This is a genomic window from Streptomyces neyagawaensis, assembly GCF_023516595.1.
GTDB classification, from domain to species: Bacteria; Actinomycetota; Actinomycetes; order Streptomycetales; family Streptomycetaceae; genus Streptomyces; species Streptomyces neyagawaensis.
On the sequence record NZ_JAMGBG010000019.1, the window covers coordinates 155,071 to 171,835 of the forward strand.

General features: G+C 72.8%; 16 protein-coding genes. 5 read left to right on the forward strand and 11 right to left on the reverse strand.

Features of this window, described 5'->3' with window-relative positions; genetic code table 11:
• Positions 1-105: 105 nt before the first annotated feature.
• From M8J73_RS10775 to M8J73_RS10825, 11 genes are all read right to left on the reverse strand, one after another.
• Complete coding sequence (locus tag M8J73_RS10775; RefSeq protein WP_079054794.1) at positions 106-1,272, reverse strand: acyl-CoA dehydrogenase family protein; 1,167 nt, start codon at positions 1,270-1,272, stop codon at positions 106-108.
• Positions 1,251-2,300, reverse strand: a complete 1,050-nt coding sequence (locus M8J73_RS10780) for a PrpF domain-containing protein (RefSeq protein ID WP_055538437.1) — start codon at positions 2,298-2,300, stop codon at positions 1,251-1,253. The genes M8J73_RS10775 and M8J73_RS10780 overlap by 22 nt, the downstream gene beginning before the upstream one ends.
• Positions 2,297-4,111, reverse strand: a complete 1,815-nt coding sequence (gene asnB, locus M8J73_RS10785; protein WP_055538438.1) for an asparagine synthase (glutamine-hydrolyzing) — start codon at positions 4,109-4,111, stop codon at positions 2,297-2,299. Before asnB ends, M8J73_RS10780 begins: the two co-directional genes overlap by 4 nt.
• A gap of 9 nt (positions 4,112-4,120) precedes the next feature.
• The gene (locus M8J73_RS10790; RefSeq protein WP_055538439.1) at positions 4,121-4,915 is read right to left on the reverse strand and encodes a cupin domain-containing protein; all 795 of its coding nucleotides are present in this window, start codon (positions 4,913-4,915) and stop codon (positions 4,121-4,123) included.
• Positions 4,851-5,792, reverse strand: a complete 942-nt coding sequence (locus M8J73_RS10795) for an EamA family transporter (RefSeq protein ID WP_055538440.1) — start codon at positions 5,790-5,792, stop codon at positions 4,851-4,853. Before M8J73_RS10795 ends, M8J73_RS10790 begins: the two co-directional genes overlap by 65 nt.
• A 297-nt stretch (positions 5,793-6,089) precedes the next feature.
• Positions 6,090-6,353 carry an acyl carrier protein gene (locus tag M8J73_RS10800; protein ID WP_055521569.1) on the reverse strand — a complete coding sequence of 88 codons (264 nt, stop codon included), beginning with the start codon at positions 6,351-6,353 and terminating at the stop codon, positions 6,090-6,092.
• 75 nt (positions 6,354-6,428) lie between these two features.
• Positions 6,429-7,691: a ketosynthase chain-length factor gene (locus M8J73_RS10805; RefSeq protein WP_055538441.1), complete on the reverse strand. Its 1,263-nt coding sequence runs from the start codon at positions 7,689-7,691 to the stop codon at positions 6,429-6,431.
• Positions 7,688-8,974: a beta-ketoacyl-[acyl-carrier-protein] synthase family protein gene (locus M8J73_RS10810; RefSeq protein WP_157873121.1), complete on the reverse strand. Its 1,287-nt coding sequence runs from the start codon at positions 8,972-8,974 to the stop codon at positions 7,688-7,690. Before M8J73_RS10810 ends, M8J73_RS10805 begins: the two co-directional genes overlap by 4 nt.
• Positions 8,971-9,759 carry a thioesterase II family protein gene (locus M8J73_RS10815; protein ID WP_063799194.1) on the reverse strand — a complete coding sequence of 263 codons (789 nt, stop codon included), beginning with the start codon at positions 9,757-9,759 and terminating at the stop codon, positions 8,971-8,973. The genes M8J73_RS10810 and M8J73_RS10815 overlap by 4 nt, the downstream gene beginning before the upstream one ends.
• On the reverse strand, positions 9,756-10,745 hold the full coding sequence (rfbB, locus tag M8J73_RS10820; protein WP_055538443.1) for a dTDP-glucose 4,6-dehydratase: 990 nt from the start codon (positions 10,743-10,745) through the stop codon (positions 9,756-9,758). The genes M8J73_RS10815 and rfbB overlap by 4 nt, the downstream gene beginning before the upstream one ends.
• The gene (locus M8J73_RS10825; RefSeq protein ID WP_055538444.1) at positions 10,742-11,899 is read right to left on the reverse strand and encodes a DegT/DnrJ/EryC1/StrS family aminotransferase; all 1,158 of its coding nucleotides are present in this window, start codon (positions 11,897-11,899) and stop codon (positions 10,742-10,744) included. The genes rfbB and M8J73_RS10825 overlap by 4 nt, the downstream gene beginning before the upstream one ends.
• 185 nt (positions 11,900-12,084) lie before the next feature.
• Between M8J73_RS10825 and M8J73_RS10830 the strand changes: the two genes are divergently transcribed.
• Genes M8J73_RS10830 through M8J73_RS10850 form a run of 5 tightly spaced genes read left to right on the forward strand, consistent with a single transcriptional unit; the run spans position 12,085 to position 16,763 of the window.
• Positions 12,085-12,870: a 3-oxoacyl-ACP reductase gene (locus M8J73_RS10830; protein WP_055538445.1), complete on the forward strand. Its 786-nt coding sequence runs from the start codon at positions 12,085-12,087 to the stop codon at positions 12,868-12,870.
• A 26-nt stretch (positions 12,871-12,896) separates the two neighbouring features.
• Positions 12,897-13,847 (forward strand): aromatase/cyclase, encoded by a 951-nt coding sequence (locus M8J73_RS10835; RefSeq protein WP_055538446.1) that lies wholly within the window; start codon positions 12,897-12,899, stop codon positions 13,845-13,847.
• Positions 13,844-14,704: an oxidoreductase gene (locus M8J73_RS10840; protein WP_055538447.1), complete on the forward strand. Its 861-nt coding sequence runs from the start codon at positions 13,844-13,846 to the stop codon at positions 14,702-14,704. The genes M8J73_RS10835 and M8J73_RS10840 overlap by 4 nt, the downstream gene beginning before the upstream one ends.
• Positions 14,701-15,330: a hypothetical protein gene (locus M8J73_RS10845; RefSeq protein WP_055538448.1), complete on the forward strand. Its 630-nt coding sequence runs from the start codon at positions 14,701-14,703 to the stop codon at positions 15,328-15,330. Before M8J73_RS10840 ends, M8J73_RS10845 begins: the two co-directional genes overlap by 4 nt.
• Positions 15,324-16,763, forward strand: coding sequence for a multicopper oxidase family protein (locus M8J73_RS10850; RefSeq protein ID WP_055538449.1), 1,440 nt, complete (start codon positions 15,324-15,326; stop codon positions 16,761-16,763). The genes M8J73_RS10845 and M8J73_RS10850 overlap by 7 nt, the downstream gene beginning before the upstream one ends.
• The last annotated feature ends 2 nt before the right edge of the window (positions 16,764-16,765 follow it).

Genomic DNA, 16,765 nt, shown 5'->3' on the forward strand with positions numbered 1-16,765 from the left:
CAGGACGGTGGATGAGGTGATGCCGCGGCGCGGCCGCGGACAGGGAGCGGACGGGGGCGGTCAGGCCGCCTGTCGGGCGGCGATCAGATGGCGGTCAGGCCGCGATCAGGCGGCGGTCCAGGGGGCGCTGACCAGTTCCCGGGCCAGGTCGTTCGTCGGGCCCATCAGGCCGACCGCGCGGGCGTCGCGGGCCAGCTTGTTCAGCGGGTGGTCGTGCAGATAGCCGGCGCTGCCCAGGAGCCGCAGCGCCTCCTGCACGACCTCCTCCGAGATCCGCGAACCGAGGATCTTGCTGTAGAGGGTGGTGTTGCCCGGTTCCGCCGAGTCCCGGCGGGCCGACGCGTCGACCAGGGCACGGGCGGCCTCCACCTTCGCGGCGAGGTCCACCAGCCGGTGTCGCACCGCCTGCTGCCCCTCCAGGCCGCGGCGCTGAGCGTGGGCGAACGCCGTCCGGTACGCGGCGGCGGCGATCCCCGCCGAGACGGCGCCCAGCGTGGCACCGGACTCCCGCACCCCGGCGATGATCCGGACCGCCGCGCCCACCGGGCCGAGCACCGCCGAGTCGTCGGCCTCGCAGGCCGTCAACTCGACGAAACCGGTCGCGGAGGAGCGCATGCCGACCAGGTCCATGCCGGTGTTGGCGAACAGGCCAGGGTTGCCCGCCTCGATGAGGAAGAACGTCTGGCCGTCGCTGCCGTAGGTGCTGGCGACGCCGTCGGTCGGCGCCGACGTCTGGGCGAGCACCAGATACACGTCGGCCAGGCCCGCTCCCGTGGTGAACGCCTTGGCGCCCTCCAACAGCCAGCCGCCGCCCTCGGTGCGCCGCGCCCTGGTGGCGAGGTTGCGTTTGTCGGCGCCCGAACCGGACTCGCTCCACGCGGAGGCGGCGATCCACTCGCCGCTCGCCAGCCGCGGCAGGTAGCGCTCGCGCTGGGCCTCGCTGCCCCACTCGCTGATCCGGGAGCTGACGGCGTAGTGCTGGAACAGGATGATCGCGACCGACGGGTCCGCGGCGGCCGTCAGCTCGATCAGCCGGTTGGTGAGCAGGGAGTCGCCCCCCTGGCCGCCGTACTCCACGGCGATGGCCGCACCGAGGATCCCCGAGGCGCGCAGGGCGGCGAAGACCTCCTCCGGGAGCTTCGCGACGGCGTCCGCGCTCTGCGCGTGCCGGTGCAGGACCTCGGTGAGGCTCGCGTACCGCTCGGCGAGTTCGGCGCGGGTCGCGGCCCCGGTACCCGCCTGAGTGAGGGTCAGACCGCCAGCGGGAGCCATGCCGTTTCCTCCTTGTAGTCGTAGTTCTTGAGCGAGGCGATGCACGCCGGCTCGTCGAGCTGGGCGAGCTTGCGGCTGACGCTGACCCAGTGCAGGGTGTCGGCGCCGTCGCCGCGCCCCGCCACCGACGCCGCGGCGGCGGTGCTGCCGCCCGGGGTGTCGATCTCGATGACCCCGCGCGACAGCCCGGCCCGGCGGGCCAGCCGCTCGGGGACGGTGCCCGGGATGCTGGAGGCGGCGGCCAGGCAGGTAGTGCCGGTCAGCGCGATGCTGGGGTGCCACTTGGGCACGGAGATGGCCCGCACGGCGAGCCGGCCCTCCGTGTACTGGCCGACGGCCGCGATCTTCGGGAAGACCCCGTCGGTGGGCCACTTGAGCAGCTCGCAGGCGGCCCTGCGGATCTCCAGCATCCGCTCGTACATGTCGTCGCCCGCCCCGAACAGCTCCTCCACACTGTTCAGGCCCAACTCCTCGGCGTCCACGAACACATACGGGTTGCCCATGGAGACCAGGGACGCCTCCTGCACGCCCGTCCCGGTGATCAACTGGTCCACCGGGTTGCCGGTGAGCAGCAGCTCGTCGAGGCGGGCGCCCGCGTCCTGGAGGAAATGCACGGTGAAGCTGCCGCTGCGGCGGCGCGCCTCGTCCACCTCGCACACCACGTGGTCGCCGTTGTTGATGACCCGGACCCGGACCCGGCCGCCGGGGGCGAGCCGGGGCAGCCACGCCTGGCCGTCGGCGGCGACCACCGAGGCGAGGATGGAGTGCCCGCAGCTGCCCTTGAAGTCGAACCGGTCGACGCCGCCGGTCAGCCCCTGCACGAACCGGTAGTCCAGGTCGAACATGGGATGCGCGGACGGCTCGACGAGCGCGAACTTCAGGATGTCGCCGCGGCCGTTGGCCTCCAGCCACTCCCGGATCCGGGTGAGCACCGGGGTGAGCCGTTCCTCGTCCCGCGGCAGTTGGCGGTGGTCCAGGACCAGGGTGGGGGTCGGGGCTCCCACGGCCCGTGCGATGTAGCCGATCACACCGTCACCCCCGGGACGCTCCCGGCGACCGTGCCGGCGGGTGAGCAGAACTGGTCCAGCCACAGCTCGTGGACCATGAGCGACCAGATGGCCAGCGAGGCCCGGTCGTTCGGGGACTCGGCCTGGACGTGGAACAGCTCCTCGACCTTGCGCGGGTTCAGCTTGCCGCCGCGGCGCAGCCGGTCCTCGGCCAGCAGGTCGCGGGCGTGGTCGAACAGGGCCTGGCCGGGCTGGAGCATGGCCGTGATGGGCAGCGTGAACGGCTGCTTCGGACGGTTCAGGACCGACTCCGGCAGCAGCCCGTCGGCGGCCGCGTACAGCACCTTCTTGCGGCGGGTGCCGTCGATCTTGAGGTCGGCCTTGAGGGAGCGGGCGTAGCGCACGACGCTCGGCTGGCAGAACGGCAGCCGCACCTCGACCGAGGCCGACATCGACAGGTGGTCGACGCGGCGCAGGTGGTAGGCGGGCAGCCGCTCACCGATCTCGAACTCGGTGAGCGTGGTCATCCGGTCGGCGGTGGAGGCGCGCAGCCGCTCGGTGATCTCCTCGGCGGCGGAGCCGTTGGCCGTGACGAAGCCGAGGTAGTCCGAGGAGTACAGGCTCTCCCGGAGGTTCCTCGGGACGGCGGCGAGGGCCTCCACGTAGTCCGGCACCCAGTCCGTGCCGAAGGGGGCGTCCATGGCCTTCTTCAGCCGGTCGTAGCCGCCGAACAGCTCGTCGGCCGCGTCACCGGTGATGGCGACCTTGAAGCCGGCGTCGCGGACGGCGCCGAACAGGGCGTACGTGGACAGGGTGATGGGGTCGGCGTTGGGCTGCCCGAGGTGCCAGACGACGTCGGCCAGCAGCGACGGGAACGTCGCCGGGTCGATCTCCACCTGGTGATGGGTCGTGCCGGCCCGCTCGGCGACCTCCCGGGCGAACGCCCGCTCGTCGGACGGCCACGTGCCGGTGTACGCGATGTTGAAGGAGTGCAGGTCGCGCACCTTCTCGGCGGCCAGCACGGTGACGAGGCTGGAGTCCAGGCCGCCGCTGGTGATCGCGGAGACGGGGACGTCGGCCTCGGTGAGCCGGTGCACCTCGGTGCGCAGCAGCGACCGCACGTGCGCGGCGGCCTCCGGCTCGGCGCAGTGCGGGGCGCGGGCACCGGTGGTGGGGCGGATGGTGACGTGCATGCCGCCGGCGCGGGTGACCCGGACGGTCGCGGCGGGCGGGAGCACCTTGACGCCCTCGAACATGGTCTGCTCGCCGAACGGCGTCTTCGTCGCGAGGTAGGCGTCGAGGCCGGCCTCCGAGGGGGTGGCCCCCACCTGGCGGAACGACAGCAGGGCGGGCAGCTCGGAGGCGAAGTACAGGTGCCGCCGGGCCGCGTCCCAGTGGTAGTACAGCGGCTTCATGCCGACCTCGTCGGTGGCGAGGTACAGCGTCGGCTCACCGCGCAGGTCGACGACGGCCACCGAGTACATGCCGTCGAGGTACTCGGGGAAGGCCGCCCCGTACTCCGCGTACAGGGCCGGGATGACCGAGCCGTCGCAGGTGTCCTGGAAGGTGTGCCCGCGGGCGGAGAGCTTCTGCCGCAGCTCGTCGTGGTTGTAGATCTCGCCGTTGAAGACGACGACGATGTCCTCGCCGAGGGTGTACGGCTGGTCCCCGCCGTCGAGATCCATGATCGCGAGCCGGTTGTTGCCCAGCGCCCAGCCCGCGCCGTACGCGTGGGTCTGCGCGTCGGGGCCGCCGTGCCGCTGGGCCGCCGCCACGGACCGCAGCTCGTGCGGTGTGGCCAGGGCGTCGAAGTGGCCGAATATTCTGCACATGTCTGAAGATCACCGGACCTTTGTCGAGACACCGGCGCGCTGATAGAGCACCGGATCGAACGGAGTGGGGCCACCGCACGTGGCGAAGCGGGGAGCGGCGGGGTCTTCGTCGGGGTGCCGGGTGCCGTGCGGCACTCCGGGGGGCGCGTAGAGCACGTCGCCGGGCTCGGCGTCGTACCACTGGCCGTCGAGGTGGAGCTGGCCCCTGCCCTCGAAGGCGATGAACGCCTCCTCGCTCTCGGGGTGGACGTGGACGTTGAAGTACTCGCCGGGCTGCATGAAGCCGCAGTGGAGGCACAGCTGCGGGGAGCCGGTGCCCGGCCAGAAGAGGAAGTTCATGGTGGCGGTCCGGGCGGAGGCCTCCGCCTGGCCGGTGCCGGTGAAGCCCTTCAGCTGGGTCTCCTCGTTCCACAACCGGGAGAAGCGGCGGGGCTCGGTGCCGGGGGCGCGGTCCGGGCGCAGCGTGGTGTTCCACACGTAGGCCGTGAGGTCCATGCCGGCGTCGGCGCTCAGCTCGTACAGGTCGCCGGTCGGCGTGTACACCGTGTCGGCGCGGTTGACGCGCCTGCGGGCGGCGCCGGAGGCGGCGGAGCCGGAGCCCGCGAAGACGACCACGACGTTCTCCTCGTGCGCCGAGGACTGCGGCCGCCACACGGCACCGCTGGGCACCCGGACCACGTCGAGCCGCACGATCCGCGCCCCGAGGTGCGGGCCGACCGCTGTGGCGACCCGGCAGCCGTCAAGCTGACGGAACTCCAGTTCGCCGGACTTGATGACGGCGCCCTGGACGGTTGCGGTGCTCATGGCTTTCCTTTCGCTGGGGTCGTGCGGGACGGAGGGAGGGGAGCTGGGCGAGGACGATCCCGGCCAGGACGGCGGCGGCCCCGGCGAGCTGCGGCGGGGTGAAGCCCTGACCGAGCACCACCAGGCCGAGCAGCGCGGCGACGACCGGGCTGAGCAGGCCCAGGAGGGACACGGCCACGGCGGGCAGCCGCTCCACACCGCGGAACCACACGGTGTAGGCGAACACCGCGCCCACCAGGCACAGATAGCCGTAGGCCGTTAGATTCACGGTCGTGACCCGCTGGGGGAGCCCCTCGAACAGCAGGGTCAGAGGCAGCAGGAACAGTCCGCCCAGGGCGAGTTGCCAGCCGGTGAAGGCCACCAGCCCGGCCGGGCGGCCCCACCGCTTGGTGAGCACGATGCCGAGGGCCATGCAGCCGGCGCAGCCCAGCGCGGCGGCCACCCCGACCGGGTCGAGGGCGGTGGCGGAGGCGCCCACCAGCAGCGCCACCCCCGCCGTGCCGAGCAGACAGGCCGCCAGGTCCCGGCCGCGGGCCCGCTCGCCGAGCAGCAAGGCGGCGAGGCCGAGGACGAGCATCGGCTGGAGGGAGCCGATCAGCGCGGCGATACCGCCGGGCAGGCGGTACGCCGCCACGAAGAGCAGGGCGAAGAACGCGCCGATGTTGAGCACGCCGAGCACGGCGGCCCGCCCGATCCACACATCCCTCGGCAGGCTGCGCGTGATCAGGACCAGCAGCAGCCCGGACGGCAGGGCGCGGACCGTGGCGGCGAGCAACGGGCGGTTCTCCGGCAGGAACTCGGTGGTGACGAGGTAGGTGCTGCCCCACACCACGGGCGCGAGCGCGGCCGTCACGGCGTCGGCCGCACGGGGTTTCACCGGGCACCGCCGGGTGGTGCGGGCCGGGCGCCGGCCCGGCGTTCGGGGGCGGGGGAGACCGCCTTCGTCGCGGACATCTGGCCCCTCCTCTCATCAGGGGTGGCTGTGCCGAGCGTCTCCGGTTGCGGTCCCGTGTCCGTCCCGGTGTGATTCCTTCCGGTTCCCGTTGATAGTTCAAGGGTTCTGCCGGTTTGCGGGGAAAACGCACGTCGGGCCCGTGCCCGGCGCTCGGCCGGGACACGGGCCCGAAAAGGGGTGCGGAAGGGAGGAACGGCTACCTGGCGGGCCGCCCGCGGATCAGGCGGCGGCCTTCACGGAGATGGCCTCGTTGACCAGCTCCAGGTACTGGCGGGGCGTCTCGGCGTCCGTGACGGCGTCCTCGTCGAGGGTCACGTCGTAGTCGCGCTCGATGCGGCCCGTGGTCTGCAGGACGGCCAGCGAGTCGTAGCCGAGGACCTCGAACGGGACGTCCAGCACATCGCCGTCGAGGTTCACCGCCTCGGCCTCACCGGCGCACTCGCGCAGCAGGTCGGTCAGCTCGGTGATGGTGAGTGCGGGCATGGGGTTTCCTCTCAATCGCTTTCGGTTCCAGGGGATTTCGAAGGACAACAGGGGAGTGAGGTGTGAGGGGGACGGTCAGCCGGCGGCGCGGACCACCATCGCCGCGTTGAAGCCGCCCCGGCCGCGCGCCAGCACCAGCGCGGTGCGCAGGGCGGCGGGGCGGGCCTCGCCGGTGACGAGGTCCACGGGGCAGTCGTCGGCGGGCTCGGACACGTTGACGGTCGGCGGGATCACCTGGTCCCGCAGCGCCAGCAGCGCCGCCGCCAGGTCCAGCGAGGCACCGCCCGCCGCCAGCCGTCCCGTCATGGTCTTCGGGGCGGTGACCGGCACACCCCGCGCGCCGAACAGCGCGGCGAGCGCATCCGCCTCGGCCCGGTCGGCGTCCCGGCGGCCCGCCGCGTCCGCGAACACCACGTCCACGTCGGCGGCGGCCAGCCCCGCGTCGGCCAGGGCCAGTTCGGCGGCCGCGTCCAGCCGCGGGGCGCCCTTGCCGCGTGGCGGGTCGAAGGTCGCCGCGTATCCGGCGACCGTGCCGTACCCGTGGACGCCGCGCGCGCGGGCCGCGGCCGCGTCCTCCAGGACCAGCAACGCGCCGCCCTCACCGGCGACATGGCCGCACGCGTCGGCGGAGAACGGCAGATACGCGCGGGCCGCGTCCTCGACGGTGCTCAGCTCGCCGCCGGCCAGGTGCGCCGCCCAGCCCCACGGGCACAGCGAGGAGTCCACGCCGCCGGTGAGCAGCACCGGAACGCCCTTGCGCAGCTGCCTGCGGGCCTGCGCGACGGCGTCGAGGCCGCCGGCCTGCTCGGTGACCAGCACCCCGCTGGGTCCGCGCAGCCCGTGCCGGATGGAGATCTGGCCGGTGTTGACGGCGTAGAACCAGGCGAACGACTGGTAGGCGCTGACGTGGTGGCCGCCCTTGCTCCACAGGGCCTGGAGCTCCCGCTGGCCGAACTCGAAGCCGCCCGCCGAGGCGGCGGTGACGACCCCCGCGGAGAAGTCGGGCAGCTTGGAGGCGTCGATACCGGCGTCGGAGAGGGCCTCCGCGGCGGCGGCGAGTGCCAGCCGCGTCATGTGGTCGGTCTGCGGGAGCAGCCGGCTGGAGACGTGGGCGGCCGGATCGAAGCCGGGCACCTCACCGGCGAGCTTCGCCGGGTACTGGTCGGCGTCGAAGCGGGTGACGGGCCGGATGCCGCTCTCGCCGCGCAGGGTCGCGGCCCACCAGGCCTCGGTGCCCAGGCCGTTGGGCGCGGTCACACCGAGGCCGGTGACCAGGGGCGTGCCCGGGGAGGGGCCGTCCGTGGCGGCGGCGGAGCGGTCGAGGGTCTGGGTGGTCATGCTGCCTCTCCCGTGCGCGGGCGGGTCAGGATCATCGCGCTCTGGAAACCGCCGAAGCCGCTGCCCACGCTGAGCACCGTGTCGGTGCGCTGTTCGCGGGCGGTCAGCGGGGTGTAGTCCAGGTCGCAGGCGGGGTCGGGGGTGTGCAGGTTGGCGGTGGGCGGCACGGTGTTGTGCTCGATCGCCAGCGCGCTGGCGGCGACCTCCAGGGAGCCGATGGCGCCCAGGGAGTGCCCGACCATCGACTTGATGGAGCTGACCGGCACCTCGTAGGCGTGGCTGCCGAGGCTGCGCTTGAACGCCGCCGTCTCGTGGCGGTCGTTCTGCTTGGTGCCGGAGCCGTGCGCGTTGATGTAGTCGACGGCCGTGGGGTCGAGGCGGGCCTCGTCGAGGGCCACCCGGATCGCCTCGGCCATCTCGGTGCCGTCCTTCGTCAGGCCGGTCATGTGGTACGCGTTGCAGCGGGTGGCGAAGCCCGCGATCTCGGCGTAGACGTGCGCGCCGCGTCGGCGGGCGGCCTCGAACTCCTCCAGGATCAGCACCGCCGACCCCTCGCCGAGGACGAAGCCGTTGCGGGAGGCGTCGAACGGGCGGGAGGCCGTCTCGGGTTCGTCGTTGCGGGGGGAGGTGGCCTTGATGGCGTCGAAGCAGGCCACCGTGATCGGGGAGATCGGCGCCTCCGTGGCACCGGCGACCATCACGTCGGCGCTGCCCTCGCGGATCAGCTCGACGGCGTGCCCGATGGAGTCCAGGCCCGAGGTGCAGCCGGTGGAGACCATGGAGACCGGGCCCTGCGCGCCGGTCCGCCAGGCGACCTCGGCCGCCATGGAGCTGGGCACGAAGTAGTCGAACAGGTGCGGTACGGCGAGGGTGTGGTCCACCTGCCAGGTGGAGCCGCCCCGGCTGACGGTGTTGTACTCGCGGTCCAGGCCCATCGTGCAGCCGACGGCGCTGCCCAGCGTCACCCCTGTGCGCAGCGGGTCCAGGCCCTCGGGGGAGAGGCCGCTGTCGCGCAGGGCCTCGTCGGCGCTGACGAGGGCGAACTGCGCGGCCCGGTCCAGGCGTTCGGCCTCCTCGGGGGTGAAGCCGTGCAGCAGCGGGTCGAAGTCGGCCTCGGCGGCGATCCGGGACCGGAACGACGAGGCGTCGAACAGGGTGATGCCGCGGGTCGCGGTCCGTCCGGCGGTCAGCAGCGACCAGAACTCCTTGGTGCCCACGCCGCCCGGGGCGACCACCCCGATACCGGTGATGACGACACGTCGGTTCACTTGTCGTCGGTTCATTTGTCGTCCTTCACGGGAGAGTCCTCCTGCTGAGGTGCGGTCCAGGTGGTCGGGTGGGTACGGGCGGCCCCGGCGGACTCCGGCGTCCCGGCCCGGCGCTGCACGACCCGGCACGCCCGGTCCAGCAGCCGCGGCAGCGTCGGCCCGCGCAGGAAGAAGTGGTCGCCGGGGAGGGTGCGTTCGACGAACGGGCCGGTGGTCCAGTCCCGCCAGCCGGCCATCACCTCCCGCCCCGCGAGTGGGTCGAGGTCGCCGGAGACGGCGAGCAGCGGCACCGAGAGGGGTCCGTCGGCGGCCTCCCGCAGGGACTGGGCGAGCCGCAGGTCGTCGCGGATCACCTTCAGGGCCGAGCGCTGCCACACCCCGCCGCGCGGGGTGTCGGGTGGTACGGCGCCCGCCTCCCGCAGCGTCTCCATCAGCCGGCAGTCCGGCAGATCGGCGGCCTGGACGAGCCGCACCCGGGCGTCCGGCGGCGGGCAGGCGCCCACGACCACCAGCGCGGGGGCCGGGCGTCCGGCCTGCTCCAGGGCACGGGCCACCGAGTAGGCGATCATGCCGCCGAGGCTGTGCCCGTACAGGACGTAGGGGGAGCTGGGCACGGGCTTGTGGTGGCGCAGCAGGTCGGCGAAGAGGGCGCGGCGCCCGGTGACGCGGGTCTCGCGGCGGCGGGCGTCCCGGCCGGGCAGCAGCACCGGCACGGCCTCCACCTTCGGGCCGAACTGCTCGGGCCAGCGGGCGAACGCGGAGGTGCCGGCGCCGGCGTGCGGGAAGCAGTACAGCCTCATGCCGCACCCCCCGTGGACGTGGCGTCGGCCTGCGGCTTCCACCAGTCGGGGCGGTCCCGGTACCAGGCGACGACCTCGCGCAGCCCCTCGTCCAGCGTGCGGCGGGGCGCGTAGCCGAGTTCGGCGCGGATCTTGCGGTCGTCGATGGCGTAGCGCAGGTCGTGGCCCTTGCGGTCCTCGACGTACTGGACGGACGAGAAGTCGGCGCCGCACAGGTCGAGCAGCCGCTTCGTCATCTCCAGGTTGGTCAGCGCGGTCGCCCCGCCGATGTTGTAGATCTCCCCGGCCCGCCCGCCGGTGAGGACCAGCTGGACGGCCCGGCAGTGGTCGTCGACGTGCAGCCATTCGCGGATGTTGGAGCCGTCGCCGTAGAGGGGGACGGTCATGCCGCGCAGCAGCCGGGTCACGAAGTTCGGGATGAGCTTCTCGACGTGCTGGTGGGTGCCGTAGTTGTTGGTGCAGCGGGTGACGCGGACGTCGAGGCCGTGGGTGCGGTGGTAGGAGCGGGCCAACAGGTCGGCGGCGGCCTTCGACGCCGAGTACGGCGAGTTGGGCAGCAGCGGCTCCTCCTCGGTCCACGCGCCGCTGTCGATCGAGCCGTACACCTCGTCGGTGGACACCTGCACCACCGGTCCGACGCCGAGCCGCAGACAGGCGTCCAGCAGGCTCTGGGTGCCGAGGACATTGGTGGTGACGAAGGCGGCGGCGCCGGCCACCGACCGGTCGACGTGCGACTCGGCGGCGAAGTGCACCACCGCGTCGTGCCCCGGCAGCAGATGGTCCAGCAGCTCGGTGTTGAGGATGTCGCCCCGCACGAAGTCCAGCCGGGGGTGGTCCATCGGCAGGTTGGCGGTGTTCCCGGCGTAGGACAGCTTGTCGAGGACGGTGACGCGGGCGTCCTCGAAGCCCTCGTAGCCGCCGGCCAGCAGGGTGCGTACGTAGTGGGAGCCGATGAAGCCGGCGCCGCCGGTGACGAGGATCCTCATGCCGTCACCTCCGCCGTGCGCTCGGCGACGGACTTGCGCAGCGCCGCGACCACGGTGAGCACGTCGGCGTCGGACAGGCCCGGGTGCAGCGGCAGGCACAGGGTGCGGTCGGCCGCCCAGTCGGAGCCCGGCAGGCCCGGCTCGGGCGCGCCGTGCGCGTACGCCGGCACCTTGTGCAGCGGGGCGTAGCGGAAGGTGGTGTAGATGTCGGCGGCCAGCAGGTCGCCCGCCACGGCGTCCCGGATCCGCGGGTCCATCTGCACCCAGTAGAAGTAGTACGTCGACTCGTGGCCCTCCGGCAGCGGCGGCGGCAGCAACAGCCCCTCGGCGTCGGCGAGTTCACGGTCGTACAGGGCGACGATCTCCCGGCGGCGGCCGACCAGCTCGGGCAGTCGGCGCAGCTGCACGGCGCCGATGGCGGCGGTCATGTCGTTGCCGATGACCCGCCGGCCCGGCTCGGGGACGTCGAGCTCCCACCAGCGGGCCGACACCTTGGCGTAGCCGAAGCCGCTGGGCTGGACCAGCCCGTGGTAGGCCAGGCGCCGTACCCGGGCGGCCCGTTCGGCGTCCTTGGCGTAGATCATGCCGCCGTCGCCGGTGATCAGGACCTTCATGGCGTCGAAGCTCCACATGGCGAGGTCGCCGAAGGTGCCCACGGCCCGCCCGTCCACCCGGGAGGCCACCGAGCAGGCGGCGTCCTCGACCAGGGCGACGCCCCGTTCCCGGCACAGCTCCGCGATCCGCGCGACCTCGCCCGGGTAGCCGCCGTAGTGCAGCACGACCACCGCGCGGGTGCGGTCGGTCAGGGCACGTTCGACGTCCTCGGCGGTGGGGTTGAGGGTGCGGGCGTCGACATCGCAGAAGACCGGCGTCGCCCCGGTGGTCAGGATCGCGTTGGCCGCCGCGACGAAGCTGAGCGAGGGCAGCACGACCTCGTCGCCCCGCTCCAGGTCCAGCGACTCCAGCGCCAGGAAGAGTCCGGCGGTACCGGAGTTGAGGAAGACGACGTGCTCGGCGTCCACTCCGAGGTGCGCGGCGAAGGCCGCCTCGAAGGCCTTGGTGCGGGGGCCGTGCCCGAGCCATCTGTCCTCGAACACATCGGCGATCGCGTTCAGTTCCTCAGCGCCCACCTGGGGCTGGAAGAGATTGATCATAGCCGCCTCTCAGGTCCTCGTGTCGGGGCCGACTCTGGCCGGATCCCCTCGACACGGGATCGAGCCGTGATGGTCGGCGCGATGGCGGACGGGCCGCCGCCGACGGTCCCGAGAGGTGTTCGAGCGCCGCTCCAGCACCGGACGCGAACCTCCTGCCGCCAGGACCGGACTATCCAGGAGAGCTCATGTCGGAACAGGAGCGACGGGTCGCCGTCGTCACGGGTGCGACCAGCGGTATCGGCCTCGCGGTGACCCGGCTGCTGGCGCAGCAGGGCCACCGGGTGTTCCTCTGCGCGCGCGGCGAGGACGCCGTGCGCGACACGGTCAAGGAACTCGGTGAGGAGGGCCTGGAGGTGGACGGCGTCGCCTGCGACGTGCGCTCCGCCGACGACGTCAAGGCGTTCGTGCGGGCCGCGGTGGACCGCTTCGGCACCGTCGACGTGCTCGTGAACAACGCCGGCCGCAACGGGGGCGGGGTGACCGCCGACCTCACCGACGAGCTGTGGGACGACGTCATCGACACCAACCTCAACAGTGTCTTCCGGATGACCCGCGAGGTCCTCACCACCGGCGGCATGCGCCACAAGGACCGCGGCCGGATCATCAACATCGCCTCCACCGCCGGCAAGCAGGGCGTGGTGCTCGGCGCCCCCTACTCGGCGTCCAAGCACGGCGTCGTCGGCTTCACCAAGGCCCTCGGCAACGAGCTCGCCCCGACCGGCATCACCGTCAACGCCGTGTGCCCCGGCTATGTCGAGACGCCCATGGCGCAGCGCGTGCGGCAGGGCTACGCCGACGCGTACGACACCACCGAGGACAAGATCCTGGAGAAGTTCCAGGCCAAGATCCCGCTCGGCCGCTACTCCACCCCCGAGGAGGTCGCCGGCCTCGTCGGCTACCTGGCCTCCGACACGGCCGCCTCCATCACCTCGCAGGCCCTGAACGTCTGCGGCGGCCTCGGCAACTTCTGACCGGCCCGACGAAAAGGGAGAAGGACATGACGACCCGTGAGGTCGAGCACGAGATCACCGTCGCCGCCCCGGCCGCCGAGCTGTACCGGCTGATCGCCGAGGTGGAGAACTGGCCCCGGATCTTCCCGCCGTCCGTCTACGTCGACCACGTCGAGAAGGGCGAGCGCGAGGAGCGCATCCGGATCTGGGCCACCGCCAACGGCGAGCCGAAGAACTGGACGTCGCGCCGCGTCCTGCACCCCGAGGAGCTGCGCATCGAGTTCCGCCAGGAGGTCCCCGCCCCGCCGGTGGCCGCGATGGGCGGCACCTGGATCATCGAACCGCTCGGCGACGCCGAGTCCCGCGTGCGGCTCCTGCACGACTACTCCGCGATCGACGACGACCCCGAGCGGCTCGCCTGGATCGACGCGGCCGTGGACCGCAACAGCCGCGCCGAGCTGGCCTCCCTGAAGACCAACGCGGAACTCGCCGTGCGGGCCGTCGGGCTCACCCTCTCCTTCGAGGACAGCGTCCGCATCGAAGGCTCCGCCAAGGACGTGTACGACTTCATCAACGAGGCCGACCGCTGGCGCGAGCGCCTCCCGCACGTCGCCGAGGTCTCCCTGCGCGAGGACACCCCGGGCCTGCAAGTGCTGCGCATGGACACCCTCACCAAGGACGGCTCCCGGCACACCACCGAGTCGATCCGCGTCTGCTTCCCCCACCACCGCATCGCCTACAAGCAGACCACCCTGCCCGCGCTGATGACCCTGCACACCGGCTACTGGCAGCTCGACGAGGACGAGGACGGCGTCACCACCGCCACCTCCCAGCACACCGTGGTCCTCAACGCCGACAACATCACGAAGATCCTGGGGCCCGACGCGGGGGTGCCCGAGGCCCGCGAGTTCATCCGCGGCGCCCTCGGCTCCAACAGCCGCGCCACGCTGGGCCACGCCAAGGAGTACGCCGAGAAGCGCAGGGCGGCCGCGCGATGAGCGGGCACACCCCGCGCACCTGGCTGGTCACCGGCGCCTCCCGGGGCCTCGGCCGGGCCATCACCGAGGTCGCGCTGGAGGCGGGCGACACCGTCGTCGCCACCGCCCGCAAGCCCGAGACCCTCGACGACCTGGTCGAACGGTACGGCGACCGTGTCGTCGCGCTCGCCCTCGACGTCACCGACCGCGCCGCCGTCCTCGCCACCGTCGCCGAGGCCGCCGAGCGGGCGGGCCGGATCGACGTCCTGCTCAACAACGCGGGCTACGGCCTCGCCGGGGGCGTCGAGGAGGTCGACGAACGGCAGGTCCGGGACCAGTTCGACGTCAACTTCTTCGGCGCGCTGTGGGTCACCCAGGCCGTGTTGCCGGTGATGCGCCGCCAGGGGGCGGGCCACATCCTCCAGATGTCCAGCATCGCCGGCCTCACGACCTACCCGAACCTCGGCATGTACTGCGCCGGCAAGTGGGCCCTGGAGGCCATGAGCGAGACCCTGGCGCTGGAGGTCGCCGGCTTCGGCATCCGCGTCACGATCGTCGAGCCCGGCGAGTTCCGCACCGAGTGGAGCGCCGGCAGCATGGTCCGCGCCACGCCCATGCCCGAGTACGACGAGGTGCTCGCGGGGCGGCGGCACGGACTGTCCGGGGCGTACGCCCACCTCCAGCCCGGCGACCCACGCAAGGCGGGCGAGGCCCTGCTGAAGCTGCTCGACGCGGAGCGGCCGCCGCTCAGGATCCTGCTCGGCAACAGCGCCGCCGACCTCGCCCCCCGCGTGCTGCGCGACCGCCTCGCGGAGTGGGAGGAGTGGGACGCGCTGGCCCGCACGACGGATCACGACGGAACGGACACCGGACCGTGAGCCTGACCGCGCGCCCGGCGACCTGGCCCGAGGGGCCGGGGCGGTTCGTCCGTGGGGTTGCCCTGCGTGCCCGGCGGGTCGCCTGGCGTGCGGTCCTGTCCCTGCGGCCGCTCGCGCTGGGCGTCTGCGCCTTCGCGCAGGCAGCCGCCGTCGCCTGGATCGCGTACGAGCGGACGCGTCCGCCCGCCCCGCAGCCCGGCGACCACGCCTGGTGGCACGGCGGCGGCCCGTCCGCCGCCGGGCACACCGCGCACGCCGGCGGGGACGGCAGCGGGCCCGTGCTGTACCTCGCGCTGGCCACGGCCGCCCTGTACCTGCTGCTGCCCCTGTTCGCCCTCGCCGCACACACCGTGCGCCACCTGGGCGGCGGGGCGTGGACCTTCGCCCTCGTGGGCGGCGTGGTGAGCGCGGCCGTCGCCGTGCCCGTGACCGCCCTCGCGATCGCCCTGACCCCCGGCGCGCCCGCCGAGTCGTGGACCGCGGCGGGCGACCACGCCCTGACCGCGCTGCGCATCTGCGCCCCGGCCGGTCTGCTGCTCGCCGTCGCCGTCGGGGTGCCGTCGAGCGCACGGCACCGCGCGGACCGTCCGCCGAGACTCGTGGAGAAGAGAACCCGATCATGCTGAACCGACGCCATCTGCTCAAGGCCGCCGTCGTGGGCGGCGCCGCCGCGCTGTTCCCCTGGGAGGGGCTGAGCGGCAGCGGATCCGCCGCCGCGGCCGGCGACCTCGCGGAGACGGTGCCCTTCGCGCACGCCCTGCCGCTGCCGAAGACCCTCACCCCCGTCACCCGCGGCGCCACCACCGACATCTACGAGATGCGGATGCGGGAGGCCGACGTCGAGATCGTCAAAGGGCTGACCTCCCGCGTCCGCACCTTCGACGGCACGTTCCCCGGCCCCACCATCAAGGCGTGCCACGGGCGCGCGGTGGAGGTGCGCCAGTACAACGACCTGACCGTGAACGCCGCCGTCCACCTGCATGGCGGCGAGGTCCTCTCCGAGCACGACGGCCTCCCCATGGACGTCATCGCACCCGGCGGCAACCGGACCTACCACTACCCGAACAAGCAGCGGGCGGCCTCCCTCTGGTACCACGACCACGCACACCACCTGGAGGCGGAGAACGTCTACAAGGGCCTGCACGGGCTCTACCTGATCAGCGACGCCGAGGAGAGGAAGCTGCCGCTGCCCCGCGGCGCCTACGACGTGCCGCTGGTCATCCGGGACGCCCGCGTGGAGACCGACGGCACCCTGCGCTACACCCGCCCCTCCGACTGCCCGCACATGCTGGTCAACGGCAAGGAGCGGCCGTACTTCAAGGTCGCGGCCCGCAAGTACCGGCTGCGCCTCTACAACGCCTGCGCCAACCGCTACATCAGGCTGCGGCTCGCCGACGGCACGCCCTTCACCCAGATCGCCTCCGACGGCGGTCTGCTGGAACGCCCCGTGCAACGCGACGAGTTGCTGATGCTGGGCGGCGAACGCGTCGAGGTCGTCGTGGACTTCTCCCGCTACGCCGTGGGCCAGTCGGTGGTGCTGGAGAACACCGGCGCCCTGCCCACCGAGCGCCCCGAGGTGCTCCGCTTCGACATCGACCGCAGGAGCACCGACAACAGTGAGGTGCCGGCCCGACTCTCCACACTGCCGCCGGTGCCGCGGGGCACGGTGGAACGGGACTTCGAGCTGCGCACGTTCCCCGCGATGACCATCAACGGCGTCAGCTACGACCCGGACCGGGTCGACGTGGCGACCACCGTCGGCAGCAGCGAGATCTGGACGATCCGCAACGTGGAGGCACCGCTCCCGGCGCCCCCGGACTTCCACCTGTACCACAGCTTCCACACGCACCTGACGTACTTCCGGGTCCTCGAACGCAACGGCCAACCGGCCGGCGTCCGGGACTCGGGACTCAAGGACACCGTGTGCCTCGGCCCCGGCGAGACCGTGAAGATCGCCATGACCTGGGGCCCCTACACCGGCCAGTACCTCTACCACTGCCACCAGCTCGGCCACTCCTCCGGCGGCCAGATGGGACGCATCGACATCAACCCGGCCTGAAC

What these genes read in the sequence shown, in the direction of transcription:
- M8J73_RS10775 (WP_079054794.1), bottom strand. Translation starts at nt 1,272, where the DNA reads ATGGCTCCCGCTGGCGGTCTGACCCTCACTCAGGCGGGTACCGGGGCC.
- M8J73_RS10850 (WP_055538449.1), top strand. Translation starts at nt 15,324, where the DNA reads ATGCTGAACCGACGCCATCTGCTCAAGGCCGCCGTCGTGGGCGGCGCC.
- rfbB (WP_055538443.1), bottom strand. Translation starts at nt 10,745, where the DNA reads ATGAGGATCCTCGTCACCGGCGGCGCCGGCTTCATCGGCTCCCACTAC.
- M8J73_RS10840 (WP_055538447.1), top strand. Translation starts at nt 13,844, where the DNA reads ATGAGCGGGCACACCCCGCGCACCTGGCTGGTCACCGGCGCCTCCCGG.
- M8J73_RS10835 (WP_055538446.1), top strand. Translation starts at nt 12,897, where the DNA reads ATGACGACCCGTGAGGTCGAGCACGAGATCACCGTCGCCGCCCCGGCC.
- M8J73_RS10790 (WP_055538439.1), bottom strand. Translation starts at nt 4,915, where the DNA reads ATGAGCACCGCAACCGTCCAGGGCGCCGTCATCAAGTCCGGCGAACTG.
- asnB (WP_055538438.1), bottom strand. Translation starts at nt 4,111, where the DNA reads ATGTGCAGAATATTCGGCCACTTCGACGCCCTGGCCACACCGCACGAG.
- M8J73_RS10815 (WP_063799194.1), bottom strand. Translation starts at nt 9,759, where the DNA reads ATGAGGCTGTACTGCTTCCCGCACGCCGGCGCCGGCACCTCCGCGTTC.
- M8J73_RS10825 (WP_055538444.1), bottom strand. Translation starts at nt 11,899, where the DNA reads ATGATCAATCTCTTCCAGCCCCAGGTGGGCGCTGAGGAACTGAACGCG.
- M8J73_RS10800 (WP_055521569.1), bottom strand. Translation starts at nt 6,353, where the DNA reads ATGCCCGCACTCACCATCACCGAGCTGACCGACCTGCTGCGCGAGTGC.
- M8J73_RS10830 (WP_055538445.1), top strand. Translation starts at nt 12,085, where the DNA reads ATGTCGGAACAGGAGCGACGGGTCGCCGTCGTCACGGGTGCGACCAGC.
- M8J73_RS10810 (WP_157873121.1), bottom strand. Translation starts at nt 8,974, where the DNA reads ATGAACCGACGACAAGTGAACCGACGTGTCGTCATCACCGGTATCGGG.
- M8J73_RS10805 (WP_055538441.1), bottom strand. Translation starts at nt 7,691, where the DNA reads ATGACCACCCAGACCCTCGACCGCTCCGCCGCCGCCACGGACGGCCCC.